Origin of the sequence: Streptomyces sp. NBC_01485 (assembly GCF_036227125.1) — a bacterium.
Classification (GTDB): domain Bacteria; phylum Actinomycetota; class Actinomycetes; order Streptomycetales; family Streptomycetaceae; genus Streptomyces.
In genome coordinates, this window is sequence record NZ_CP109435.1 from 8,791,693 (window position 1) to 8,816,458 (window position 24,766).

Genomic DNA, 24,766 nt, shown 5'->3' on the forward strand with positions numbered 1-24,766 from the left:
CTGACAGCGGGTCAGATGGGGCTCACGACGGCAGTTCTCACAGATGGGACACCATGGAGCAGGCGACGCTGGCAGATCTTGATCACGCCCACAGGAGTCCGGATACCATGCACTGCATGACAGATATCGGTATCCGGCCTGCCGTCGCGAACGACATCCCCGCCATCGTGGCCATGCTGGCCGACGACACGCTGGGGGCCACTCGGGAGTCTCCCGACGACTTGCGCCCATACCTCACCGCATACGAGCGGTTGCAAAGTGACCCCAACCAGTTCCTCACAGTGGCTGTGCGTGGCGACATGATTGTCGGCACACTCCAGCTGACCGTCATTCCCGGTCTGTCCCGTCGTGGCAGCACTCGGTCGGTCATCGAGGGCGTGCGCGTGCACAGCTCGGAGCGCGGCCAGGGGCTCGGTCAGCAGCTGATCGAGTGGGCGATCGAGGAGTCCCGCCGCCAGGATTGCCAGCTGGTGCAGCTGACCTCCGATGCGGCTCGCCCGGATGCCCACCACTTCTACGAGCGGCTCGGCTTTGTCGGATCGCACATCGGCTTCAAGTTCCAGCTCTGATTCCAGGTGGTATTCTAGCTGAGACTCCCCTCTGACTCGCATGGCCGGGCGGCAGCGGTCCGGCGTCTACGCACCCCGGTTTCGACCCGTACATGGGGGTAGGTGCCTGACCTTCGCCCCGTATATGGACATCTGGGTCCTATATAGCCAAGTTGGGGAGTATCAGGATCTCGGCCTGGCGGATCGGCGCTCCAATTCGTGGACGCGGCGAACTTCTCCAAATACTTCCTGCAGCACAGCGGGACCACAACAACAGGCTTCCGCGAATCCGAACACCGTGGATGAACCCGCAGGGCAGCACGATCCCGGCCGACACTCTGCAGATAAGTCGTCGGTGAGATCACGCACCTTCCTCGACGTGGCCCTCGTCAGTGGAGACAGCCGAGAACGTCCTGGACTCCTGCGACGGGGCCCGACACACTCCGGCTGCACGTCCATGGCGGCGGACAGCACCGGTGGTACCGGCACATGCCCGGACTCCCGCTGCTCAGACCCCCTGAGCCGTATCCAAGGCTCTGGGTGACACATCCCTACCCCCTGCGGCAGCGCCGGGCCGAACTGCTGCCACGGCGAGCGGGGGCGCTCAGGCTGCGGCCGGCTCTGCCTCCTCCGTCTCGAAATCGACGTCCAGGTGCGGGTCGAACGCGTCCGGGCGTACGGTCAGCTCCGTGGTGGCATAGGTACCGAAGCGCATGATGTGGTCGGTCAGGTACGGGCTGATCGCGGCCAGGTCCTCACCGGTGATCTGCCAGCCCTCGGCCTGGAGCTCGCGGACCACGTTCATCAGGTCCAAGGTCGTATGGAAGATCACGCAGTTGGCCAGCAAGGACGTCAGCTTCACGGCCTTCTCCTGCTCAACCGGGTCATTCTCGGCGATCACCCCGCCGTTGCAGAACGCCAGCCAGTCGGTGAAGTTGTTGAAGGACTCCACCTTGTTGGTGGCCGCCGTCACTCGGCGGCGAAGCGACGGGTCCGAGATGAACCGCAGCAACTGCACCGTGGCGACCGCCCGGCCCACCTCGCGGAAGGCCCGGTAGATCTGGTTGCGGTGGGAGTTGCTGCCCAGGCGCCGCAGCAGCAGCGGCGAGGCCAGGGTGCCCTCCCGGATCGCGATCGAGACCCGCATGAGATCGCGCCAGTGCGTCTCGATCAGCCGCCAGTCGATGACGTTGCGGCCACCCTGGTCGAACAGGACATCGATGTGCCGGTAGCGGGCGCTGGCCGAGGGCCGGTAGAAGGTGCGGTCCTTCCAGTTCCGTATCCTCGGCATCAGCTCAAACCCCATCAAATGAGCCAAACAGAAGACCGGGAGCGACTGCCCTTGCGTATCGGCGTGGATCGTGTCCGGCTTCATTTCGGAGGCGTTCTTCAGCAGCCCGTCGATGATGTAGACGGCCTCCCACGCGCCACAGGGCACGAATCTGGAGAAGAGTGCGATGTACTGATCCGATATGTGGTGGTATGCGATTCCGCCGAATCCTCCATACCGGATCGAGGACTCGGCGAGCAGGTTGTCGATGAAGGTGTCCATCTGCGTGCCGTCGGCTGCCACGCTCGTCCCGTCGCCCCACGCCTTGACCAGGTCCAGACGCATGAACGCGTTCACCACGTCGGTGATCGCCTCGTTGATCCTGTCGACACTCAGGTGCCGGTTCGTGATCGCGCTCAGCTCGTGCGCGGACACCCCGGCAATGTGCCGCGCGGCCTCGGTGAACGTCATGTTGATGCCGCCCACGAACGTGGTCAGCACGTACCGGCCGAACGGGTCCTTCAGCTTCGGGTCGCTGCCGGAGGCCGGGCCGAACCGGCGCCACCACTCCACCCAGTACGCCGTGCGGGACAGGATGCCCAGCAGGGTGCGCTCCGGCATCCGCGCCTTGACCTCGGCCTCCAGCGCCTCCGCCATCGCACTGACGCCCTTGGCGCGCTGTTTGCGCAGCGCCGGCACCCCGTTCTCGTCGATGACCAGGTCCGCGTTGTCCGGATAGCCGGAATCCACCTCCGCCGCGGTGGTCTCCAGCCGCCCGCGCAGGGCCGCGGTGAACTCCCCGGCCGTGGAGGGCAGCCCGGTCTCCTCGCATAACTGCTCCAGCTTGGGCCCGTACTCCTCCCACTTGGGCAGTTGCTCAAGCCAGTTGGCGAAGGTGTCCGAGCTGGTGATGGCCACATCGCCGGTCCGCAGATGCTCGGCCAGGTAGGTGAAGACCAGCGTCTCGAAGCGTCGGCGGTCCAGCAGGCCGGGCCTCTTGCGGTCCCGTACGGCCCGCTGCCAGTTCTGTGAGGCGAAGCCGAGGTCCAGCGGCTGGCCCTCGTGCAGTTCCGAGATGTACTCGCGGGATGCGCTCTGGTGGGCCCGCGCGTGCGCCAGGGCGTCCAGCACCCGGCGGTCCTCACTAACCGCCTCGAACTCCAAGGTGCCCACCAGGTCGAACATCGGCGCCCGGTCCCGCTTGTAGAAGCGGGCGACGAGCACCTCGTGGTTGTTGCCGTGGTGGGCGGCCACCGCCTCGATGTCGGCGAACTCCGCCGCGAACGACCCGGACGTCTGCACCGCCTTCTGCGCCAGCGCCAGCGCGGCGGCCCGCTTCGCGGCCAGGGCCCGCGCCGCCCTGCGGCGGGCCTTCTTCCCAGCTGCGAACGGCGCCGGTGCCCCGTCCGGACCGCGCGGCATGAGGTCGGCGGGGTCGATCCGCTCCAGCACCGTCCGGTAGGTGCCGATCATCCGCTCCACCAGCGCCTGCTGCTGCTTGCGGATCTCCTCCAGCTCGTCCTTCGCGTTCTTCAGTTTGGTCGCCACCCGCTTGCAGAACATCTCCGCCAGGTCGTCCCGGGCCCGCCGCCGGGCCGTGTGCACCAGGCAGGCCAGCAGCGCGATGAGCTTGCCCGTCTCGTAGTCCCGCAGCTCCGCTGCGTCCAGCGCACCGGCCTCGGCCGCGAAGTCGGCAATCTTCCCCGGCGCGATCCCCTTCAGCCACGTATCGGTGTCCCCGAGCTCGTCCACCCACTGAAGCTGCTTGTGCTGCTCCTTCAGATGGCTCCAGCTCGGTCGCTTAGCGGGCTTCTTCAGCCGGTTCAGCCCGCTCTTGCGGTCCAGCCCGCCCACCTCCAGCAGCCCCTGCACGCGGGCCCGGTCCTCCAGCGTCATCCGGGACCGGACGTTGGCGAAGATGTCCTCGTTGACCTCCCGGCGGACCCGGGCGGCCATCTCGTTGAGGGTGCGGAACGCCGGCAGCTCGCAGGTCGCTCTGACCAGCTCTTCCAGCGCGACGTTGATCAGGTCCGGCGGGTTGTTCTTCACCAGCGCCGCCCGCCGGATCGCCTCCTCGGCGAGCTGACGGGCCCGCTCCTGGTCGTAGGAGATACCCTGCCGCTCACGCACCAACTTGCGGTGCAGCTTGGCGGTGTTGGCCGACTCATAGTGCGGCCCGGTGCCCTCGGCGAGCTCCAGCGCGCCGCGCACATGCTCCACCACCGTCTCGGGCACCTCGTCCGCCTTCGGGAAGTAGCCCAGCTTCTGATAGCACTTCAGCGCCAGGGCCAGAGCGAGCAGATGCTCATCGGAACGGGTCCGCTCCCGGACCCAAGCCGTTTCCTCGGGCTTGAGGGTGAAGAAGACATGCATCTCCCGCGCCGACATCAGCCGCTTGAAGCGCGGATACGCGGTCCGTTCTATCGAGGTCACGCCGCCGGTCCCCGCCCCTCGGTACGAAAACGATCACTTCTTCGCGGGACCGTACCAGGATGATTACCAGCCGATACGGCGACCCTGGGGAGCCTCGTACGCACCGGCCGCACAGCCTCTACGCTCGACATCCGTGACCGACAGCAGCAAGCAGCCCCGCCGTGACGGAAACCTCAGCAACGAGCAGGTGGCCCTCCTGGTCGAGCAGTTCACCGGCCAGACCAACCGCATCGCGGACATCACCGCAATGCTCATCAACCCTGAGTATTCAGCGGAATAGGTCGATCTGGCTGATCGACAGCGAAAGGTGCCGCCTGAGCTGGAACGATGTGAGTGTCGAGTCCATAGCGTTCAAGAGATCAGGGGCACCTTTCTGATGACGCACACGACCGGGTGGGACCGCCGGCTGTCCGTGGCTGCCGATGGGAAGGGGCTGATCGGGCATGTGGGGGCGGTGTTGCTGCGGAAGCTGGCGGACCGTACGGGACTGACGGTCGCGCTGGCGGGAGTGCTGCCCTCGGCGGGTGGCCACGGCTGGCGCGATCGGGGTGCGGTACTGGTGCAGCTCGCCGTGGCGATCGTGCTGGGGGCACGGAACATGACCGGGGCCGAGGCCCTGCAGGCCCACCACCAGAGCCTGTTCGGGCCGGCGATGTCGGACTCCACGACGCGGCGCACGCTTGCCGACCTGGACGGGCGCCTTTCCGTACTTGCCCGGGCGCGGGCGCACGAGCGCCGCCACGTGCGGACGCTGCTCACGCTGCGGCCGGGTGGCTTTCCCCGGCTGACCATCGCCGGGAAAGTGCTGCACCGGTGGATCGTGATCGACATGGACGCCACGATCATCACGGCCGCGTCGAAGAAGGATGGAGCCTCGGCGACCTGGAAGAGTTACGGCTTTCACCCGCTGGCCGCCTGGTGTGCGAACACCGGCGAGTGCCTGGCCATGCGGCTGCGCACCGGCAGCGCCAGCTCGAACGCGGTGGCCGACCACCTGAAGGTGCTCAGCGAGGCGCTGGCCCAGACCCCGGGCGCCTCCACGGAGAAGATCCTGGTGCGCGTGGACGGCGCCGGGGCCGCCCACGGCCTGCACGAGAACCTGCCTCGATCTGAACACCTGGCGCCGCACCGTCCGCTTCACCAGCGGCTGGACGATCACGGACGAGGATGAGCAGGCCATCGCCCGCCTGCCCAAGAGCGCCTGGCAGACCTCGATCAACCAGGACGGAGCGTCCAGGAGGGCTACCACGTCGCGGAGTTGACCGACTTGAGCACACGCCACGGCTGGATCACGGGCATGCGGGTGATCGTCCGCCGGGTCAAGCCGTCCGGCCGGCAGATGAAGGACCTCACCGCGTTCGAAAAGGAGAGGGGGCTGGAAGTACTCGATCATCGCGACGAACCCCTCCAAGATGACCCGCATCCGCGGCTCGCACCAGATCCAGTGGCTGGACGCCCTGTACAGCCACCATGCCGTCGTCGAAGACCGCGTATACCACCTGCCCGCCCGGCTCAGCCGCCATGCCCGCCGTCGTTGGCTGCGGATCGAACACTCCTGGTCCTGGGCCAGCGCGTTCACCACCGCATGGCGGCGCCTCACCGACCTTCCGGCCATCACCTGACGAGTCGGCCCCACCCCGCCGAAGAACAGGAAGGAGCCGACCAGCACCACTCCGGGAGACGTGAAACCCCGGCGCAGCCGCAGCGACACGCGAAAATCCCGCCCGATACCAGACGGGACGAACCGACCGCCTCACCGGACAGCCATCACCGCTGACGAATCGAGGTCAAGTACGCCCAGGTCGGCGGCAAGGACTGGGAGACCTACGAACGCCTCCTGGACCACCTCGCCCGCGAGGGCATGAAGCTCATCCAGTACGGCCGCGGCCCGCTCCAACCGGACCTGGAGAAAGCCGCCCGCGTACAGATCGAGCGGACCGTCAGGACCACCGCCCGCCAGGGCGGCATGCGCGAACACCTCCACCAGCGCACCGCCGTCTCGCTCTTGGCCACCGTGTGGTTCGCAGGCCAGCACCACCTCGCCGAAGCCGACGACTGGCCCGACACGCTGCCCGCCATAGTTCTCGGCGCGATCCGTCAGGCCCCGGCCATCAACGACGACCCGACCATGCGCAACCTCCGCGACACCGGCGGACCCCACCGATAGCCGCACACAAAGGCGCCGGTCACCCACGCAAGATCGCGCTGCTATCCCTTTCGGCCGTATCTCGGCTGACCCTGTACCTCGACTACATCGAGGCCATCAACGCCCGTGAGTTCCACCGGATGGCCGAGTTCGCCCACGACAACCTCGTGTTCAACGGTGGGCCGGTGTCGCGGGACGACTACGTCGCCACGATGCAGCAGCACATGGACGCCGTGGACAACTTCGTCTGGCGCCTCGACGACCTCATCATCGAGGGTGACCGGGCGGCAGCCCGGCTCACCGACACCGGCACCCCGGTCAAGCCGTGGCTCGGACTGGAGCCCACCGGCCAGAGCGTCACCTTCACCGAATACGCCTTCTACCACTTCCGCGACGGACGCTTCGAGCACATGTGGTACCTCCTCGACGCCCAGACCATCCAGCAGCAACTGACTACCCCGCAGGCAGCAGCCTGAGCCGCCAGGACCTCCAGGTCGTCGACGGTGAGCCGGACGGGCTCCGCAGGGTTGTCGGGCTGGGTGAGGAACCCGGAGACGTGCAGCAGGTCGCCGGACTACGCGATCCGGGGACTGCTGGTGGTGCAGGACCAGACCACGTCGTCCACGGCGTCGTCTTCCCCGTCAACTTCTTGTGTTCAGGCCCCGACCTCTGTGATCACCAGCGTGCCCGGCATCGGATACATGCTCGGCGCGGAGTTCATCGCCGCGACCCGCGGCGATATGTCTGCCTTCGGCAGTCCGGATCGGCTCGCCGGAGTCGCCGGCCTGACCCCAGTCCCCCGGGACTCAGGCAGGGTCCGACTGCAGTTTTGTGGAGTGACAGCAGCCGACGCCAGCCTACGGGCGAGGCGTCGGCTCTCCCTGCGGTCAGGCGCAGCCTCAGCGTCGTGCTGTCAGGCCGTATCCGTAGGGGAAGAGGGGGTCGTAGTTCTTGTCGCCGATGTTGATCGGTTCCTGGGCTTCGCTGCGGGGCCAGGTGACAGAGAGTTTCCCGGTGAAGGGGCGCTTGCCGAAGAGGACGTCGGCGACTCCGGCGCCTTCGCTGCCGGGGAGCCAGGACATCACGAAGGCGTCCGTCTTGGGCAGTTGATCGGTGACGATCTGGGGGCGGCCGGCCACGTCGACGACGACGCAGGTCTTGATGGCGGAGCAGACGCGGTCGATGTTCGCCTTGTCGGTGGCGGAGAGGTTCAGGGTGTGGCCGCCGACGCCCACGTCACCGACGCCTTCGGCGTAGGGGGTCTCGCCGATGACGACGACGCCGACGTCGTAGCCGTCGGTGGAGGCGCCGGCGTCGGCGCTGTAGGTGACGTTCTTCGCGTTCTGCTGGATGCCCTGGAGGAGGGTGGTGCCGGGGAAGGCGGTGTTACCGGACTGGCCCTGCCAGGAGACGGTCCAGCCGCCGGCCTGGTTGCCCAGGTCGTTGGCGTTGGTGCCGGCGACGTAGATGTGCTGGGAGGGCTTGAGCGGCAGTGCCTTGTTGTCGTTCTTCAGCAGCACCTGGGATTCGGCGACCGCGCGGCGGGCCACGGCGCGGTGGGCGGGCGAGCCGATGGTGTCGATGTTGGTGCGGTCGGTGTAGGGGTGCTCAAACAGTCCGAGTTCGAACTTGGCGCGCAGGATGCGGGAGACCGCGTCGTCGATCCGGGACGTCTTGACGCGTCCGGCCTGCACCTCTGCGGTCAGTGCCTGGATGAACTGGGGGGCGTTGTTCGGCTGCATGAACATGTCCATGCCCGCGTTGACGGAGGTGCGGACCTGGGCGGCGAAGTCGCCGGGGAGTTCGGTGATGGCGTCCCAGTCGCTGATGAGGAACCCGTCGAAGCCGATCTTCTTCTTCAGGACGTCGGTGAGCAGTTCCTTGCTCGCGCTCATCTTCACCGGCTTGCTGCCGGGTACGTCGGTCCACTGGACCGAGGAGTACGAGGGCATGATGCTGCCGACGCCGTGCACCTGGACGGCCGTCACGTAGGGCGCGAGGTCGACTTTCGCGAAGCGCCTGTGGCTGGTGATCGTGACGCCGCGGTCGATGGTGTAGTCGTTGGTGGTCGACGTCCCGTACGTGGTGTCGCCGTCGCCGGCGTAGTGCTTGACGGTCGCCAGCACGTGGTCGGGCCGGGCGAGGTCCTTGGTGCTGCTGCCCTGGAGGCCCTCGACGGCGACGGTCATCTGCTGGACGAGTTTCGGGTCCTCGCCGAAGCTCTCGTAGGTGCGCCCCCAGCGGTCGTCACGAGTGACGCAGACACAGGGTGCGAAGACCCACTGCGGACCGGTGGCGCGTGTCTCCATGGCGGTGATGCGGGCCTCTTCGCGGACCAGCGCCGGGTCGCGGGTGGCGCCCATGCCGATGTTGTGCGGGAAGATCGTGGCGCCGACCAGGTTGCCGTGGCCGTGCACGGAGTCGACGCCGTACAGCAGTGGGATGTGCAGCCGGGTGGCGAGTGCGTGGGACTGGTAGCCGTCGACCATGTCCGCCCACGCCTCAGGGGTGTTGGGGGCGGGGGCCGAGCCGCCGCCGGACAGCAGTGAGCCCAGATTGAGGTTCGTGATCTGGGTCTGGTCGTCGTTGACCGACCACCGCTCGGCCTGGGTCATCTGGCCGATCTTCTCCGCGAGGGTCATCCGGCCCAGCAGATCGGCGACCCGCTGCTTCACCGGCAGCCTGGGGTTGAGGTACGGCTGCGTCCCGCTGTAGGCGGTGGCCGCGGCGCCGGGCTCGGCCACGGCCGACGCGGCCGGGATCGCCGTGACGACCAGGGCGGCCGCGGCCAGCAGCATGCCTGCCCTGCGCCGGCCGGCGGCGCGGGTTCGCGCCGGGGCGCCGCCTGCGGAGTGATGAAGTCTCACGTCGATGCTCCTTGGACGTGGCCGCCTCATGTCGGTGCGGCCGGAGGTGCGGTACCGGACTGGTGTGCGGGCTGGTGCGCCGCAGCCTCGCTGCGTCTGCGGGGCGACAACGCCGCGGACCACGGCTCCTTCCGGTCAGAACGCGCTTGGCGTCCGGCTGCCGCGGTCCGTCGCGGAATCCGGAGAGGGGGCAACGTCTCGACTCCGTTGGGGGTCCCTCCCCAGCCGGTGTCGTCAACATATGTAGGCGGAATTGTTCTAGACACGTCAAGACGCGGGACTGTGTTTATTTGCCGAAGGGATGGCCTTGGCGTTCTCACGTGCGGGAACGCATCACAGCATGCTGCGCGAATCTTCAGGTGGCGGAGGAGCAAAACCGGCCGGGCGCCTGTCGACCGGTTCGTGCACCACGAGTTTGTCTGCACCAAGTGAAGGCGGCGGATGTGCTGTCATTCGCCCGGTGACGGTGCGTTCGCGATGGCGAGGGCTATCGCGCCGGTCCTGAGCACGACCGACCCGTCGTCCAGCACCTACACCCCGACGTTCGTCGGCAACGGCTACCTGTCCGCGCGGGTGCCGGCCGCCGGTGCGGGATACAGCAGTACACCGATCGTCACCCAGTCCGAGCTGGCGGGCTTCTATGCCCGGTCCGGGTCTGCGGGCGAGCAGCGCGCGAGTCTGCCGTCGTGGACGACCCTCGGCTTCGGCGACGGCACGAACGGCGGCAGCTACGGGGTGCCGGGCACCTGGTCCTGCCCGTTCGACGAGATCTGCCCGGCCGCCTACGGCCGGATCACGAGCTGCCCGGGGACAGCGCCAGGCAGAGTGCCTCCTTCCCGGTCAGGGCGCGTCACGCCTACCGGATCACGAAGTACGTGGGCGTCGCCTCCAGCGTCGACACCGACCGTTCGCTGCCCGCCGCCACCCCGCAGCAGGCCGCGAAGGCGACGGCGAAGGCCGCCGCTGCGGCCGGCTACGCGCAGGCGGTCAGCCGCAACAACCGCGCCTGGGCCGGCCTGTGGTCGTCGGACATCGCCGTCCCCGGCGACACCGCGACGACCGCGCGGATCCGCGCTGCGATGTTCTACCTGCTGGAGAGTCTGCGTCGCGCGGTTGCTGATGGCTCTCCGCGAAGCCGGCGCCCAGGACATCGCGCTTCCCCGCTGCGGTGAGTGCGGCCGCGGACGCCCCTACGTGGGCAGCCGCACCGGCGGCAGGTCGGGATGCTCGCCCTGCTTCGACAAGCCAGCCGTCTGCGCGGGCTGCCGCCAGCAGCGGCGCGTCGTCAGCCGGGACCGCAACGGCGACCCTCGTTGCGCTTCCCGGCGGCCGCCCAGGACACCCCCTCGGCGATGACCGGATCGGCCAGCGTCTCCGTAAGATCGGGATCCGACCCCGGCAGGACCGCTCCACCGCACTCTTCACCCTCGCCGCCGAACTGCCCGCCGCCATCCTCGCCCGGGTACTCGGCATCCACATCCAAGTCGCCGTCCAATGGCAGAAGGCATCAGCCGGCGACTGGGCCTCTTACGCCGCCGATGTCAGCCGCCGTGTCCCGGAGAACCAATGAAGCTACCCATCACCATCCACCAAGCACGGCTCGGATCCACGGAGTTCAAGGTCATCCGACCCGCCCGGCCCCTGGTCCACGCAGTGCTCATAGACCATGATCGGCACCTGGACACCTACCTCGATCAGGACGCCGCCCAGCGAATCGGTGGGCTATGGAAGCTCGCTGCCTCTTCACCGCGTTCGCTGGTCCACCTGCCGATGCGTGGGAACCGTGGCCCCTCCCGCGAGCTGCCAGAAGACGGCACACGGCAGCTTGATCTCGTACTGCTGCACCACTCGCTCCAGTTCGCACCCTCACGCTGGAAGGAAATACGAGGACGGCTCGGCCCAGGGCGTCCGCAGACCGTGACGCTGCCCGGCCCAGGGCACACCGACGAAGCCGTGATTGATCACGAGGCACGGCACTACCAGGAGAACCGGGATCTGTTTCACCAGCATCTCCATGCCGAGACCCTGTTCATGACCGGCAGCGCGAAGGTGTTCAGGGACACCGCCCGGCACTTCTTCGACGTCGCCCGAAACGGTCCCGGATACGTCCCCGTCCATCCGAGCTACCCGCACTTCTGCACCGAGCTCCACTCCAACGACGGCATTCTCGGCGACGCGCGCGAGATCCACATCGAGTACTGCGACCAGTGGGGCTCATGAGCCCGACCGACAGGACCCCGCCGACCATGACGTTCAACGATCACCTCCAGCATCTCGTCGAGAGGGCCCTCGCATCCTTCCCGGCCGCCGATGCCGGCGACATCTACGCTGTCTCCTTCCTCATCGGCAACGAGGACGACGACCCGCGTCAGCCGACCTTGACGATCGGCTACAACACGGAAACTATCAAGGAAGGCCGCGACGCCTGGCGCGGGGACGCCTGCTGCGGCCCGATCCCGACCGCGACCTCATCAGCGCCCATGGACGACTCGTGCGGCTGCCAGCCCGGCTGCGGCTGCTGACGGCCGAACCGCCGTCCTGTTTGTGCCGCGCCGCTGACCTGGTGATATGCGCTGCGGCTCGGCGCGGGATACTGATCGGCATGCGCATCGACTTCGATCCCCAGGCCGTGGGCGCCAGAGCGTTCTACCGGCTGCTGACCGCGGTGGTGGTGCCCAGGCCGATCGCCTGGGTCTCCACGGTCTCGGCGGCAGACCCGTTGAGTGCGAACCTCGCCCCGCACTCCTTCTTCACCGTCGCCTGTACCGACCCGCCGATCGTCCAGTTCACCTCTGTCGGCCGCAAGGACACGCTGCGTAATGTCGAGGCCACCGGTGAGTTCGTCGTCAACTTCGCGTCCGAGGCGCTCTTCGAGCAGATCAACGCGAGCGCCGTCGACTTTCCCGCGCACGAGGGCGAGTTCGATGCCGTGGGCATCGAGCGGGAGCCGTCGCTGCGCGTGAAGCCGCCACGCGTCGCCGCCTCGCCCGTGGCGCTGGAGTGCCGACTGCACTCGACCCTGGGCATCGGCAACTCCACGCTCGTCCTCGGCGAGGTCGTGCATGCCGCCGTACGGGAGGACGTCATCGTCGACGGTCACCCCGACATCCGGCGCCTGCGGCCCCTGGCCCGTCTGGGCGGCGACGAGTGGAGCACGGTCGGCGAGGTTCACGACCTGGCCCGCATCGCCTACCGCGACTGGCCGCCGTCCTGACCGCCGTGCTGACCCTGCCGAACGTATCCTCGATCCATGACGACTCGCCTCATGACGTTGCGTGACAGCACTGACGCCGACGGTTCCTGGCGTTCGCTGTGGTCGAAGAACTCGGCGCTGTCGATCGGCTCGGTCGACTCGTTCCTCTCCATCGGCTCCGTGGGCAGCGCCATGTCCGTCGCCTCGGTCGGCAGCTTCCTGTCCGCGGGGTCCGTCGGCTCCGCCGTCTCCTTCGTCTCCGTGGGCTCCTGGCTCAGCGCGGGTTCGGCCCTGTCCGCTCAGTCCACCGGCTCGGTGCTGTCGTGGCGCTCCCGGGGCGGGGTCGTCGCCGGGGTGGCGACGGTCGCCGGGCTGGCGGTGCTCTACACCTGGACGTCGGGCCGCCGCCGCTGACCGGTCGCCGCCAACAGCCGCCGATACAGCGCGGGATGACTCTGCGGACCGGACCCGGACCAGCCCGGACCCGGACCAGCCCGGACCAGCCCGGACCGGTCCCCGCCTGGGCGAGGTTACGGGCGGCTACCTGAAGAGTCCTCAGCACGCTGAGTACGAGCTCGGCGGGAGCACCGCCAGGGCCATCAGCCGGGGTCAACTCCCGTTCCCGGACCGCGAAGTCGTCGATCCCGCGCGGAAACGCCCCCACTCCCACCAGCGTGTAGCCCCCCGCTGCGTCCACCGTGCCTACTCCCCGCCCACCGGTATGCGGACCGCGTCCTGAGCCTTCGTCGGGCGGCCGTTGTCAGTGGTCGCCAGTAAGTTCGTCGGTGTCGCGTCGATCCGGTGCGACGACCCCCCTGTGCTGCGCCGTTTCGGCGTGCGGAGCCTTGTGCTGCAAAGGAGATGGTGTGTTGTCGGACTGGGAGAGCGCGAGTACGGCCCGGGTGCTGCCGCCCGCGCGACCGCGAAAGCTGGCCAAGGTCCCCTTCGTCGAACTGGCCGACGGACGCCTGCAGGGCGTGGTCTCCAGCGGCTCGGACATCGAGCGGGTGTACGTCTCGTCGGTCGCCGCCGGTACGTACGCCTTCGCGTGCAGCACCAACAACAACCGGCCCTGCGGCGGCGCGCGCGGCTCGTTCTGCAACCACATCCGCGCCCTGATCACCGAGAGCGTCCTGCAGTACGGCGCCGACCGCGTCGCCCGCTACCTGCGCGTCGAGCCTGCGGGCGGCGAGGCGGACGCCGCTGCCCTCACCGCCGCGATGACCGGCACCCACCCGGCGCAGGCGGACGGCAAGGGGGCCGCCGCGTCCGTCTTCAGCCGGTTCCTGCGCCACCTGGCCTACCTGGAACCGGCCCCGGTCACCGTCCCGTTGCCGGAGCTGCACTGGTTCCCGCCGACGCGGGCGACGGCCTCGTCCGGGACGTCCCAGGCCCAGGAGGACACCGGCCGGTTCACCGCGCCCGTGGAGGGGCTGGACGAGGCACTGGCGGCGGTCGACGCCTTCGACCGGACCCTGGTCGCAGGCCTGCTGCGGTCCCGGCCCGACCGGGTGGGCGACCTCACCGAGCTCGCCCGCGCCGTCGCCGGCAGCCCGCTGGCCGCGCGGGTCGCCGAGGCCGCAGAGAAGGCCGCGGCCGGAGCCGCGAGCGAGGACTACTTCGTCGCCCTCGCCGCCGCCCGCACCGCCCTCCTCGGCGCCGTCCACGACGCGCTCACGGCAGGCATCGACGAGGTGACGGGCCGCACGCGGGAGGAGCACGCACCGGCGACTCCGGCCGCACGACCGGCGGTGAACCTGCTGGCAGCCGCCCGCACCTGGCTGTCGGACCTCGCACGCGCCGGCTGGCAGGGCATCGACCACGACCTGGCCGGCGGAGCCGCACCGATCGTCTCCGCGATGCTGCCGCACCCCGAACTGCGCCGCCTGGCCACCCTGCTGGACGGTTTCGCCGCCGAACTCGCCGCCTCCTGCCCCGGCGCGGCCCTGGAGCGGATCCCGGCCCGTCGCTGGGGCGACCTGTGGTCCCGCGCCCTGCTGCTGACCCGGCCCGGCGCCGCCGAGTCGCCCATCGTCGGCACCGCCACCGGCCGTCTGCTGCCGCTCGGCGTCGACCTCCACGAACACGCCACCGCCGCACAGGCCCAGGTCCACGCGGTGTTCGAACCCGCCGACGGCACCGCGCCCCGCCTGGTCCGGGCCGGCGTCTCGGTGCCGAAGCCGGACACCGTCGTCGAGGCCGGCGTCTGGCAGCTACTGCGGCCGCACCTGTCGCTGCTCGCCGCCCTCGGCGAAGGCCTGGCCATGGAGCTCGACGCCATGCCCCTCACCGACGAGGGCGACCTGATCTGGGACGACACGCGAGCCCGCAAGGGCGACCCCGCCGACGCCCTGACCACCGCACGGGTCCTGCTGCCGACCGCCACCGCCCTGCCCACCGCGCCCCTGGACCGCCACCCCGCGCGCATCGCCGAGCCGGTGTTCCTGGAGGGCTACGCGAGGAGCCAGGACGGCGACACCCTCACCTTCGACGTCGCCGGACGGCCCCTCCTCGTCGACACCGACCGCATCCCGACCGCGAGCCCGCTCACCCCCGAGGCGGTCGCCGCCTCCAGCGCGTGCATCGGCCTCCTCCGCTGGGACGGCGGCGGGTTCCGGCTCCAGCCGCTCGCCGTCGAGACCACCGTGCGCAGGAAGACGGTCGTCCTCCACGCGGGCGCGTGGGCCGGCGGCACCACAGACAAGGCCGGCGTCCGGGCCGAGAAGGCGGCCACCGACGCCGTGACCGTCCTGCGCGAGCGGGCGGGGAGGCTGCTGCGGAAATGAGCGACCACATGCTTGAGGCAGTCCCCGACGACAACCGCCGACAGGTCCTCTACTGGCGGCTGCTGGCCCGCCTCTTCGACCCCGAGGAGCAGCCCGGCCTGGAATCGGCGAGCCTCGCCGTCGTCGAGGACATCGGCCTGCCGCCCGCCCTGCTGGACCCGCAGACCGCCGTCGACTCCATCGTGCAACGCCACCCCGAACTGGCGGCGGAATTAGAGGGGTTGATGGTCCCCGAGACCAAGACCGACACCGACAGTCCGGCTGACGATGACGATGACGATGACGGCGACGCGCGGGATCGTGCGGCGGAGGTGCGACGCGCGGCGCTCGTGTCCAAGGTGCTGCTGAACGTCTTCGCCACCGGCTCCGGAGCCGTCGGCGCCGGGCAGTTGGCCCGCTGGCAGAGCGACGCCGGCTGGCTGGAGCGCGCGCTCGGCTGCCGGCCGGGTGAGCTGCGCGGCGGTCGGGGCCCGACCGCCGACGCCGGCGGACCCGGCCCCGCCATCGGCCCGGAACTCGGCGCCATCGAGGCGGACCTCGTCCGGCGCATGCACCTGCGCGAAGTGCTCGCCGACCCCGAGCTCGCCGCACGGCTCACCCCGAGCATGTCGCTCATCGAACAGCTGCTGCGCGACAAGAACAACCTCTCCGGTGTCGCCCTGGCCAACGCCAAGGCCCTGATCCGCCGTTTCGTCGACGAGGTCGCCGAAGTGCTGCGCACCCAGGTGGAGAAGGCCACGGTCGGCGCGATCGACCGCTCGATCCCGCCCAAGCGCGTGTACCGCAACCTCGACCTCGACCGGACCATCTGGAAGAACCTCACCAACTACAGCCCCGAAGAGGAACGCCTCTACGTCGACCGCCTCTACTACCGCCACACCGCCCGCAGGACGACACCGCAGCGGCTGATCGTGGTCGTGGACCAGTCGGGCTCGATGGTCGACTCCATGGTCAACTGCACCATCCTGGCCTCGATCTTCGCCGGCCTGCCGAAGGTGGACGTCCACCTGATCGCGTACGACACCCGCGCGATCGACCTCACCCCCTGGGTGAACGAGCCGTTCGAGGTGCTGCTGCGCACCAAGCTGGGCGGGGGCAACGACGGTCCGGTCGCCATGGCCATGGCCCGGCCGAAGATCGCCGAGCCCAAGAACACCGCGATGGTGTGGATCTCGGACTTCTACGAGTTCGGCCGATCGCAGCCGTTGTTCGAGGGCATCGAGGAAGTCCACCGCTCCGGCGTGAAGTTCATCCCGGTCGGCTCGGTGACCAGCTCCGGGCGGCAGGAGGTCAACCCCTGGTTCCGGGAGCGGTTCAAGACCCTCGGCACACCGGTGATCTCCGGTCACATCAACAAGCTCGTCCACGAACTCAAGACGTTCCTCACCTGAGACCTCTCGCTCGCCCACCCGAGGCACCCCCGTCACGAGCCCCTGAGACCCTCCTTACCAGCACCTTTACGAGAAAGGCCCCGCCATGTCCGACCTCCTGCGCGCCCCCGCCGAGTTCAAGTACGCCGAGGAACTCGACTGGCTGGAGTCCGTCGACGACAACCCCAAGCCCTTCTCCTGGCGGCTGTCCCCGAAGATGGTCCGCCTGTTCATCCTCGGTTCCGAGCGCGCCGACGGACTCGACCGGGAGATCGCCCCGAAGTGGTTCGGCGACCGCAGCTTCGTCGAGCGCTCCATCGTCACCCTCGCCTCCGACCGAGGCCTGCTGCTCATCGGCGACCCCGGCACCGGCAAGAGCTGGCTCGCCGAGCTGCTGTCGGCCGCGATCTCCCGCAACTCCACGCTGGTCGTGCAGGGCACGGCGGGCACCACCGAGGACCACATCAAGTACTCGTGGAACGTCTCGATGGTCATCGCCAAGGGCCAGTCGCGCGAGTCGATGATCCCCTCGCCGATCATGACCGCGATGGAGTCCGGCGCGATCGGCCGCTTCGAGGAACTCACCCGCTCCACCAGCGACGTCCAGGACGCGCTGATCTCGATCCTGTCCGAGAAGTACATCTCGGTCCCGGAGCTGGGCAGCGACCAGGACAGCGACAACATCGTGTTCGCCAAGCCCGGCTTCTCCGTCATCGCCACCGCCAACAGCCGCGACCGGGGCGTCAACGACCTCTCCTCGGCGCTCAAGCGCCGTTTCAACTTCGTCCGCATCCCGGTGGTGACGAACAAGAAGAGCGAGGCGGAGATCGTCCGCTTCCGCACCGAGGAACTGCTGCGCCGCCACCAGATCGAGCTGGACGTCCCGCCCACCCTGCTGGACGTGCTGCTGCAGAGCTTCGCCGACCTGCGCGCCTCCTCGGCAGCCGCCGGCAGCGACGACGAGAAACTGGAGTCCGCCCTGTCCACCGCCGAACAGATCGGCGTCCTCGAGGACGCCATCCTGCACGGCACCTTCTTCGGCGAGCGCGCCCTGACCGCCCACGCCCTCGCCTCCTCCCTCGTCGGCTCCCTGGCCCGGCGCGAGCCCGAGGACCTCGCCATCCTCAACAAGTACCTGCACGGCGTCGTCGAGCCGCGCAGCAAGGAAGAAGGCGGATCCTGGCCGGAGTTCCTCCAGGGCGGCCGCGACGCGATCGCGAACCTGTCATGAGCGGCGGCACCTTCGAGGCACTGCGCGGCCAACTGCACGAGGCGGCAACGGCGTTCGCCGACGGACCCGGAGCCCTGGAGGGCATCCTGCGCGGCATCGTCGACGACGTCGAACGCGCGGTGCGCGAGCCGCTGGAGATCTTCCCGGTCTGCCACCACTCGCCGGCCTCGGCGATCGCCATGGCCCGCCGGCTGCGCGAGAAGCAGCCCAAGGTGGTCTACCTGGAGCTGTGCGAGGACATGGCCCCCCTCCTCACCGAGCTGCGCAACTGCCGCCTCCCGGTGGCGGTCCAGGCGTTCGCGTCCGAGATCGAGGGCTTCCCCGCCGACTGGGCGCCGCTCTCGGTGGTCGCCCCGGTCACCGAGGCCTCCGCCGAATACCAGGCCGTCGCCTACGCGCTCGACACCCCGGGCGTCGAACTGGTCCTCGTCGACCGCTCCTCGGACCACGTCTTCCAGTGGGACGCCCGGCCCGCCGACGAATCCGGCCCCGACGCACCGCAAGCGGAAGAGGACAGCGCCCTGCACGGCGACGCCGTCGGCGTGGAGATCGGCGACCTGCGCCCGCGCTTCGCCGAACTGGAGGAGCACCTCCTGCGCCACGGGCGGGTGCGGCACTGGTCGGAGTGGTGGCACCAGTACGTCGAACTGCCCCTCGGCGACAGCGACCACGACACCTACCGCCAGGTCATGCTGCTCATCGGCAGCCTCTTCCGCCGCCTCGCCCCCGGCGACCCCGGGAAGGCACGGGTCGACGAGGACCGCGAGCGGTACATGTGGACGAGGATGCGCGCGCACCTGGCCGCCACCGGCACCGACCCCGCCGACTGCCTCTACGTCTGCGGCGCCTTCCACGCGGCCAGCCGCGTCGCGGAGTTCGGCGTGCACGGCAGCGACACCTTCACCATCAGCCCGCCGAGCCCCACCAAGTGGCGGCACGGCCTCATCCCGTCCAGCCACGCGGCGATCGAGGCGCAGTTCGGCCTCGCCGCGGGCTCGGTGTCCATCGCCGCGACGGAGTGGGCGAAGAACGTCAAGCGCACCGGCGTCCGGCCGTACCGCCTGGAAGGCCAGGCCGGCACGAAGAAGACGACGAAGGCGAAGAAGGAGCCGAACAAGGGGCCGGAGAAGGAGCCGAACAAGGCCCTCCCGGCGAACTCCGCTCCCACGGCCCACGCTTCCGCGATCCCCGCCTCCACCGCCCCGCCCGCCGACCGGCTCACGGGCTTCCTGCAGCGCCCGCCCGCCCTCGACGCCCTGGACGAGGCCGAACTGCTCGGCTGGTCGGTGGACATCGTGCGGGCCGCGCGGCGCAGCGGCTACCTCGCGTCCACCGCCGACGCCATCGCCGTCTTCGAGACGTCGATCCTGCTGGCCGGCATGCGCGACCGCGCCAAGCCGACGCCGTACGACTTCCAGGACGCGGCCGTCACCTGCATCGAGAAGGACGCCGTACCGGGCCGGCGGGACGTGGGCCGGCTGGTCGAGATCATGATGGGCGGTGACCGCGTCGGCCGGGTCGGCTACGACGCGCTGCCGCCGCTGGCCCGTGACGTGCACGACCGGCTCGCCCCGCTGAACCTGCGGCTCCAGCAGAGCGGCGTGCAGCGCGCCCTGCTCGACATCGCCTCCCGGCCGGAGCTGGAGCGCTGCTCCGACCTGCTGTGGATGCTGCGCCGCCTGCTGCCCACCGGCGCTGCCCGGCCCATCATGGGCGAACGGCGCCTCGGCGAGCGCCCCATCCAGGAGTCCTGGGACCTCGCCCTGGGCACCCATCAGCGGGCCCTCATCGAACTCGGCTACGAGGGCGTCAGCATCGAGCAGGTCCTCGAACAGCGGCTGCGGCGTGCCGCGTACGCCCCCCAGGCCACGGCCGCCCAGGTCCTGGAGGCCGTCGAGGACGCCACGCTCCTGCTGCGCAGCCGCCGTCTCGCCGACGAACTCGGCACCCGGGCCCTGGAGGTCCTGGCGAGCGAACGCAGCGTCGACGGCGCGCCGGAGGTGCTGCGCCGTGTCCGCCGCCTGCTGGCCTACTACCGCACCGCCGAACCGGTGCTCCCGCCCTGGATCGAGTCGTTCGTCAAGACCGGCTACGCGCACTACTGCACCCTGCTGCCGACGGCGTTCACCGACGACGACGCGACCGTCCGCCAGGTCGCCGCGATGCTGGGCTTCCTGTTCGGCATGGAGAGCCTCGCCCTGTCCCTCGGCTGCGACCGCGCCCAGCTCGAACTGGCCCTCGCCCAGTCCCACCCCACCGAGCCCTCCCGCACCGCACTGCTGTGGGCGGCGCAGACCCACCTGGGCACCCTGGCGCGGACGGCGCTGCGGGCACGCTGCGACGAACTGCTCGGCAACCCGTTGGTGGTGCCCGCCTATCCCCGCTACCTCAGCGGGTTCGTGCACGCCCTGGAACCGGTGCCGGGCCTGGCCGACTTCGTCGTCGAGGCCGTGTCGAACGCGTTCGCCCGGCTCCCGGACCCGGTGCTGCTGCCCTGGCTGCCGACCCTCATCACCACCCTGCGCGCGAGCGGCACCGAGCTGGCCCCGCTGCTGATCCGCGAGGCCGGCCGCGTCTTCCCCGCCCGGCTCACGGAGCTGGACACCTGGGTTCCGCCGTGGCGGCTCCCGCAGGAACCGCCCCGTGCGCACCCGGAGTCGGCGGCGGGCACCGGAAGCGGCCTCCCACTCCTGGCCGCCCACCCCGCGACCTGCGACGCGCTGGCGGACCTGCTGGGCTACGACGGGACGTGGCAGACACACGACGTCACGTCGTCCGGATCATCCGGAGCGGCCCTCCTCGCCCGGCATCCGCAGACCGCGACGACGCTGGAGGCACTGCTGCTGTCCGTCAACTGACCGGCAGAGCCGCCACCAGGGCACGGATGGCGGCCACCTCCAACGCCGGGTTGGCGGCGGCGTGTTGGACCAGCTCCTCGTCGTCGAGGAGCTGTGCCAGCCGGGCGGGCGGAAGGTTCGGGTGGCGGGCGAAGGCGGCCCGGACGGTCGGCTCGGGGTCCCGGGTGAGCCGTTCCACGGTCACCGACGCGGTCCCGGGGTCGCGGGCGGCCAGGACCCGGACGGCGGGATCCTCGTCGTCGGCGTGGACGGCCAGCCCGTCGGTGGGGAAGTTCGGCCGGGTGACGAGGCGTGCGCGCTCGGGGCCGGTGTACTCCAGGAAGCCGCGCAGCAGGAGGGCCGCCGGGGCGTCCGGATGGTTCTGGGCCAGCAGCACGCGGACGCCGAGGTCGTCGTCGGCCGTCAGCCGGGTCACGAGGTCCGGCGGCAGGGTGTGCTCCCGCGCCGCCTCCCGGCGCAGCATCGGGTGTCCGGAGAGCGCGTCCCGGCGGACGGCCTCGGGGTCCCGCGGGACCAGCCACTCGCGGTAGTAGTAGGGCTCGTCCAGGGGGACTTCGTAGTCGATCGCGGCCCGTTCCTCCTCGGTCCACGCGGGGTGGACGGACACGGACAGCCGCACCTTCGGATCGGGATCGGCCGCGAGGAGGCGGCGCTCGGCGTCGTCGAGGTCCGGGTGGCGGGCGACCACGCGGCGTACGTCGGGGTCGGGATCCGAGACCAGCGCGCGGCGTTCGACGGGGCCGAGGTCCGCGCGGCGCGAGATCTCCCACCGGACCTCCGGGTCCGGATCGGCGGCGAGGAGGACCACGACATCAGCGGGGAGACTGGGGTTGGCCGCGATCATCGACCGGTCCCCGGGACCGGCCGGAGCGGTGAGGACGCCGTCCACGACGGCTCGGCTGAGAGCGTCGTGAAGCAGGGCGCCCGTTCGGCCGTGGCAGGAGTGGGCGGGCAGAACGCTCTCCACCCACGCCGGATCCTCGTGGCGCAGTTGGTTCTCCGCCCGTTCCCGGACCTCGTCGTCGGGGTCCGCGAGCAGCGCGGCCCGGGTCTCCGCGGGCAACCACCCCCACGTGCCGACTCCCCAGAGGCGGACCTTCGCGTCCGGATGCGTCGCCAGGGAGTGGCGCAGCCCGAGGGAGAACTGCTGGAAGAAGGCCCCGCCCAGGCTTTCGTTGTCGTACGTGTTCATCATGTGGACGACGGTCTCGTCGGGCAGCGGTGAGACCTTGTCGTCGGCGAACTGGAACCCGTGGGCGAGGGTGGCGCGGACCCGCCAGTCGAGGTCGTCCACCAGCCGTGCGCGTACGGCCGGTTCGACGAGGCGGTTCCTGGCGAGGTAGGCCCGGGTGGCGGGGTCGGGATGCCCGATCACGGCGTCGACGACCACCTCGGGCAGCACCCGGTCCCGGCACAGCACCATCCGCGCCGCGAGCGGCCCGTCCGCGAGCAACCGCAGCAGGACGTCCAGGGGAGCGGACGGATTGAGCGCCAGTCCGGCGAGGCGGCGGGTGGGCAGATCGGCGTCCTGCCAGATCTGCTCGGCTGTCGGCATGCGGTCTCCCACCACGACGTTCCGCTGTGTCGTTCCTCTACGGCGAACAGGCCCCCGGCGGCAGCTGGGGGACCCATGACCTTAACCCGTCGTGTCTAGCCCCCGGCGGGCTGGTCCGGCTGGTAGGCGCGCAGCAGCCGGTCGTATTCCGCCTGGGTGACCGGCAGGACCGTGCCGTGGCGGGGTCTGGACGGCAGGTCGTAGTCGGTGGACGGGGTCCAGGTGCCGGAGGCGAGGTCCGTCGTCTCGAACGGGAGGTAGCCGCGGCCGCCGAACTCGTCCAGGAACGCGTACCACTTGTCCTCGGTGTTGGACTTGAACACCAGCGGCCCCTCGGCCGCGTTCATCGCGCCCTTGCCGATGCCCTCGGCGACCGGGTCCCAGGAGAGGTCGAGCAGCGAGTCGCTCCGCTCCTCGAAGACGAACTTGCTGTTGGGCGTCGAGGAGCTGTTGTCGCGCTCGTCCTTGGAGAGGCGGAAGTACGTGCCGTCGTGCTGGATCACCGTGGAGTCGATGACCGAGTAGCCGCGGTCGATCCACACCTTGGGCTCGCTGAACGTGTAGAAGTCGCGGGTGGTGGCGTACATCATCCGGTTGTGGGTGTCGCCGGAGTGCGCCTCGTCGGCGTACAGCTTGGACGCCCAGAAGACCACGTACTCACCGAGGTCGCTGTCGTAATAGGCCTCCGGCGCCCAGGTGTTGCCCGCGCTGTCGGGGGAGACCCGCACCAGGCGCTGGTCCGTCCAGTGGACGAGGTCGGTGGACTCCCACACCATGACGGACTTGCTGCCGCGGCGCTGGGCGGCGTCCCAGTCGCCGTTGCCGTAGATCCTGAGGTCGGTGGCGATCTGGTAGAACTTGTCGCCCTCGGGGGAGCGGATGATGAACGGGTCGCGCAGGCCCCGCTCGCCGAGCGTGGACGTCAGGACGGGCTTGCCGTCGTTCAACTCCCGCCACTTCAACGGGTCGTTGCCCTTGCTCAGCGCGGCGTAGAGCTGCTCGCCGTCCGAGGTGCCCTCGCCGGTGAAGTAGCTGAAGAGGTAGCCCTTGAGGGCTTCCTTCGCGGGGAGTTCGGGGATCTTCGCGGTGAACACGCGGGTCGCCCTCGCCGCGCCCTTGGTGACGGTCGCGGTGAGGGCGACCGTGGTGGCGCCGGTGCCGTGCGCGGGGCGGTGGACCACGCCGTCGGCGGCGAGGACGTCGTCTCGTGCGGAGGTCCAGGTGACGGCTGTGCCGTACGAACCGGTCGCCGGGAGGGTGAGGTTGCCGCGTACGTCGTCGACGTTGTGTATCTGGAGGGCCTCGGCTGCTCGCCGGGTCGCGGTCGCGTCGTCGAAGGCGGCGAGGACCGTGACGTCGAAGGACCTGGTGGCGGTGACCGTGCCCTTCTTCAGGGTCGCCGTGAGCGTGGCGTGGCCGTCCGGTTCGCCCGCGGCGGGACGGGTCACCGCGCCGCCGTCCGACACCACGCCGGTGTCGTCGCTGGCCCAGGTGATCGTGGAGCCGCCGTCCGTGCCGGTCCTCGGCAGCTCCAGGTCGGCGGTGACGGCGTCGGTGTCACCGAGGTCCAGTGCCGCCTTGTCGTCGGCGACGCCCTGCGTGGCCACGGGAAGGGCGAGCCGCTCCACGTCGGAGGCGGCCAGCGCGCGGTCGTACACGCGGAAGTCGCGCAGGTCGCCCTTGAAGAGCTTGTCGCCCGAATAGACCGACTTGCCGATGTGGTTGGCGGTGGTGACGCCGGAACCGATGGCGCCGGGCGTGATGGTGACCGACGTGTTGCGGGCGACCTCGACGCCGTCCTCGTACAGCACACCGGTGGTGCCGGACTGCGTGTAGGTGAGGTGTTTCCACACCGCGCGGGCGAGGTTGTGCGCGTCGGCGGGCCTGGTGGTCTGCTCCGTCGACCAGTTGCCGGTGGCGATCGAGGTGCGCAGGGAGTTGCCCGTGGCGAACAGGTAGCCGTCGCCGTTGCTGCCGCTGGAGTTGCCGAAGCCGTAGAGGAAGTACGGCGTCGACTGTCCGGCGTCGATCCGCACGTCCATGGCGACGCTGATCGCGTCCATGCCCCGCATGACGTCGTCCGGCACCTTGATGTAGGTGTCGGAGCCGTTGAAGGCGACGCCCTGGCCGGTGGACGACCACCCGGCGGTGCCGACGACCGCGCCGTCGCGGCCGTGGCCGGACGCGTCGGACACCGTGCCGCCGGACGGGGCGTCGAGCTTGTACCAGAGGGCCAGACCGTCCGACACGTCGGCGACCTCGGCCGCCTGTACGGGAGTTGTGGCACCGGTGAGCCCCATGAGCAGTGACCCGGCGGTCAGCGCGGCCAGTTGCCCCGCTCCTCGTCTCACTCGGACGCGGAAGCGTTTTCTGTGCGTCATAGGGGATCGCCGTTTCAGCCGTGTGACGTGATGTTGCGAGAGTGTCAAACGCTGGGCATGGTCGCGTCAAGGCGTCTCGAACGATGTCCGGCAGGTCGAACGTGATGTCCCGAGAGATGAAGGACTCT

General features: G+C 69.8%; 20 protein-coding genes and 2 pseudogenes. 17 read left to right on the top strand and 5 right to left on the bottom strand.

All coding sequences use genetic code 11. The features are described from left to right. Positions 1-116: 116 nt before the first annotated feature. Positions 117-569, top strand: coding sequence for a GNAT family N-acetyltransferase (locus OG352_RS38420; RefSeq protein ID WP_329223326.1), 453 nt, complete (start codon positions 117-119; stop codon positions 567-569). Positions 570-1,152: 583 nt separating this feature from the next. Here the strand turns inward: OG352_RS38420 and OG352_RS38425 are convergent. Then, entirely contained in the window at positions 1,153-4,251 is a 3,099-nt protein-coding gene (locus OG352_RS38425; protein ID WP_329223327.1) for a Tn3 family transposase, read from the bottom strand. A 133-nt stretch (positions 4,252-4,384) separates the two neighbouring features. Between OG352_RS38425 and OG352_RS38430 the strand changes: the two genes are divergently transcribed. The 6 genes and pseudogenes from OG352_RS38430 to OG352_RS38455 form a co-directional block, all read left to right on the top strand. Next, entirely contained in the window at positions 4,385-4,531 is a 147-nt protein-coding gene (locus tag OG352_RS38430) for a hypothetical protein (protein WP_329223329.1), read from the top strand. 96 nt (positions 4,532-4,627) lie between these two features. Further along, positions 4,628-5,422, top strand: a complete 795-nt coding sequence (locus tag OG352_RS38435) for a transposase (protein ID WP_329223330.1) — start codon at positions 4,628-4,630, stop codon at positions 5,420-5,422. Positions 5,423-5,663: 241 nt separating this feature from the next. After that, positions 5,664-5,873, top strand: coding sequence for a hypothetical protein (locus OG352_RS38440; RefSeq protein WP_329223331.1), 210 nt, complete (start codon positions 5,664-5,666; stop codon positions 5,871-5,873). 239 nt (positions 5,874-6,112) lie between these two features. After that, positions 6,113-6,418, top strand: a complete 306-nt coding sequence (locus tag OG352_RS38445) for a hypothetical protein (protein WP_329223333.1) — start codon at positions 6,113-6,115, stop codon at positions 6,416-6,418. A gap of 71 nt (positions 6,419-6,489) precedes the next feature. Beyond that, the gene (locus OG352_RS38450; RefSeq protein WP_329224146.1) at positions 6,490-6,873 is read left to right on the top strand and encodes an ester cyclase; all 384 of its coding nucleotides are present in this window, start codon (positions 6,490-6,492) and stop codon (positions 6,871-6,873) included. A 195-nt stretch (positions 6,874-7,068) separates the two neighbouring features. Further along, positions 7,069-7,215: pseudogene (locus OG352_RS38455) on the top strand (transposase); the annotation flags it as partial. Positions 7,216-7,296: 81 nt separating this feature from the next. Here OG352_RS38455 and OG352_RS38460 read toward each other — a convergent pair. Further along, entirely contained in the window at positions 7,297-9,264 is a 1,968-nt protein-coding gene (locus OG352_RS38460) for a glycoside hydrolase family 3 protein (protein ID WP_443072455.1), read from the bottom strand. 686 nt (positions 9,265-9,950) lie between these two features. Here OG352_RS38460 and OG352_RS38465 point away from each other — a divergent pair. Then, positions 9,951-10,436: a hypothetical protein gene (locus OG352_RS38465; RefSeq protein ID WP_329223335.1), complete on the top strand. Its 486-nt coding sequence runs from the start codon at positions 9,951-9,953 to the stop codon at positions 10,434-10,436. A 113-nt stretch (positions 10,437-10,549) separates the two neighbouring features. On the opposite strand, the gene OG352_RS38470 is transcribed toward OG352_RS38465, so the two are convergent. After that, entirely contained in the window at positions 10,550-10,759 is a 210-nt protein-coding gene (locus tag OG352_RS38470) for a hypothetical protein (RefSeq protein ID WP_329223336.1), read from the bottom strand. 71 nt (positions 10,760-10,830) lie between these two features. On the opposite strand from OG352_RS38470, the gene OG352_RS38475 reads away from it, so the two are divergent. The 9 genes and pseudogenes from OG352_RS38475 (at position 10,831) to OG352_RS38515 (ending at position 20,702) form a co-directional block, all read left to right on the top strand. Beyond that, on the top strand, positions 10,831-11,484 hold the full coding sequence (locus OG352_RS38475; protein ID WP_329223338.1) for a hypothetical protein: 654 nt from the start codon (positions 10,831-10,833) through the stop codon (positions 11,482-11,484). A 26-nt stretch (positions 11,485-11,510) separates the two neighbouring features. Further along, positions 11,511-11,786 carry a hypothetical protein gene (locus OG352_RS38480; RefSeq protein WP_329223340.1) on the top strand — a complete coding sequence of 92 codons (276 nt, stop codon included), beginning with the start codon at positions 11,511-11,513 and terminating at the stop codon, positions 11,784-11,786. Between the two features lie 80 nt (positions 11,787-11,866). Beyond that, complete coding sequence (locus OG352_RS38485) at positions 11,867-12,478, top strand: flavin reductase family protein (RefSeq protein WP_329223342.1); 612 nt, start codon at positions 11,867-11,869, stop codon at positions 12,476-12,478. Positions 12,479-12,514: 36 nt separating this feature from the next. Beyond that, entirely contained in the window at positions 12,515-12,871 is a 357-nt protein-coding gene (locus OG352_RS38490; RefSeq protein WP_329223344.1) for a hypothetical protein, read from the top strand. 455 nt (positions 12,872-13,326) lie between these two features. Continuing rightward, positions 13,327-13,830, top strand: a pseudogene (locus OG352_RS38495) (hypothetical protein); the annotation flags it as partial. A gap of 51 nt (positions 13,831-13,881) precedes the next feature. After that, positions 13,882-15,243: a hypothetical protein gene (locus OG352_RS38500; protein WP_329224148.1), complete on the top strand. Its 1,362-nt coding sequence runs from the start codon at positions 13,882-13,884 to the stop codon at positions 15,241-15,243. A gap of 8 nt (positions 15,244-15,251) precedes the next feature. Further along, a complete protein-coding gene (locus OG352_RS38505; protein WP_329223346.1) occupies positions 15,252-16,634 on the top strand; it encodes a VWA domain-containing protein in 1,383 nt (460 codons plus the stop codon). 85 nt (positions 16,635-16,719) lie between these two features. Then, a complete protein-coding gene (locus OG352_RS38510; RefSeq protein WP_329223348.1) occupies positions 16,720-17,844 on the top strand; it encodes an ATP-binding protein in 1,125 nt (374 codons plus the stop codon). After that, positions 17,841-20,702, top strand: coding sequence for a hypothetical protein (locus OG352_RS38515; RefSeq protein WP_329223350.1), 2,862 nt, complete (start codon positions 17,841-17,843; stop codon positions 20,700-20,702). Before OG352_RS38510 ends, OG352_RS38515 begins: the two co-directional genes overlap by 4 nt. Here OG352_RS38515 and OG352_RS38520 read toward each other — a convergent pair. Then, complete coding sequence (locus OG352_RS38520) at positions 20,695-22,257, bottom strand: hypothetical protein (RefSeq protein ID WP_329223352.1); 1,563 nt, start codon at positions 22,255-22,257, stop codon at positions 20,695-20,697. The two genes, OG352_RS38515 and OG352_RS38520, sit on opposite strands and share 8 nt — an antisense overlap. 95 nt (positions 22,258-22,352) lie before the next feature. Then, complete coding sequence (locus OG352_RS38525) at positions 22,353-24,638, bottom strand: immunoglobulin-like domain-containing protein (protein WP_443072458.1); 2,286 nt, start codon at positions 24,636-24,638, stop codon at positions 22,353-22,355. Between the last annotated feature and the right edge of the window lie 128 nt (positions 24,639-24,766).

What these genes read in the sequence shown, in the direction of transcription:
- OG352_RS38520 (WP_329223352.1), bottom strand. Translation starts at nt 22,257, where the DNA reads ATGCCGACAGCCGAGCAGATCTGGCAGGACGCCGATCTGCCCACCCGC.
- OG352_RS38445 (WP_329223333.1), top strand. Translation starts at nt 6,113, where the DNA reads ATGAAGCTCATCCAGTACGGCCGCGGCCCGCTCCAACCGGACCTGGAG.
- OG352_RS38435 (WP_329223330.1), top strand. Translation starts at nt 4,628, where the DNA reads ATGACGCACACGACCGGGTGGGACCGCCGGCTGTCCGTGGCTGCCGAT.
- OG352_RS38480 (WP_329223340.1), top strand. Translation starts at nt 11,511, where the DNA reads ATGACGTTCAACGATCACCTCCAGCATCTCGTCGAGAGGGCCCTCGCA.
- OG352_RS38490 (WP_329223344.1), top strand. Translation starts at nt 12,515, where the DNA reads ATGACGACTCGCCTCATGACGTTGCGTGACAGCACTGACGCCGACGGT.
- OG352_RS38475 (WP_329223338.1), top strand. Translation starts at nt 10,831, where the DNA reads ATGAAGCTACCCATCACCATCCACCAAGCACGGCTCGGATCCACGGAG.
- OG352_RS38440 (WP_329223331.1), top strand. Translation starts at nt 5,664, where the DNA reads ATGACCCGCATCCGCGGCTCGCACCAGATCCAGTGGCTGGACGCCCTG.
- OG352_RS38505 (WP_329223346.1), top strand. Translation starts at nt 15,252, where the DNA reads ATGCTTGAGGCAGTCCCCGACGACAACCGCCGACAGGTCCTCTACTGG.
- OG352_RS38510 (WP_329223348.1), top strand. Translation starts at nt 16,720, where the DNA reads ATGTCCGACCTCCTGCGCGCCCCCGCCGAGTTCAAGTACGCCGAGGAA.
- OG352_RS38420 (WP_329223326.1), top strand. Translation starts at nt 117, where the DNA reads ATGACAGATATCGGTATCCGGCCTGCCGTCGCGAACGACATCCCCGCC.
- OG352_RS38515 (WP_329223350.1), top strand. Translation starts at nt 17,841, where the DNA reads ATGAGCGGCGGCACCTTCGAGGCACTGCGCGGCCAACTGCACGAGGCG.
- OG352_RS38525 (WP_443072458.1), bottom strand. Translation starts at nt 24,638, where the DNA reads ATGACGCACAGAAAACGCTTCCGCGTCCGAGTGAGACGAGGAGCGGGG.
- OG352_RS38485 (WP_329223342.1), top strand. Translation starts at nt 11,867, where the DNA reads ATGCGCATCGACTTCGATCCCCAGGCCGTGGGCGCCAGAGCGTTCTAC.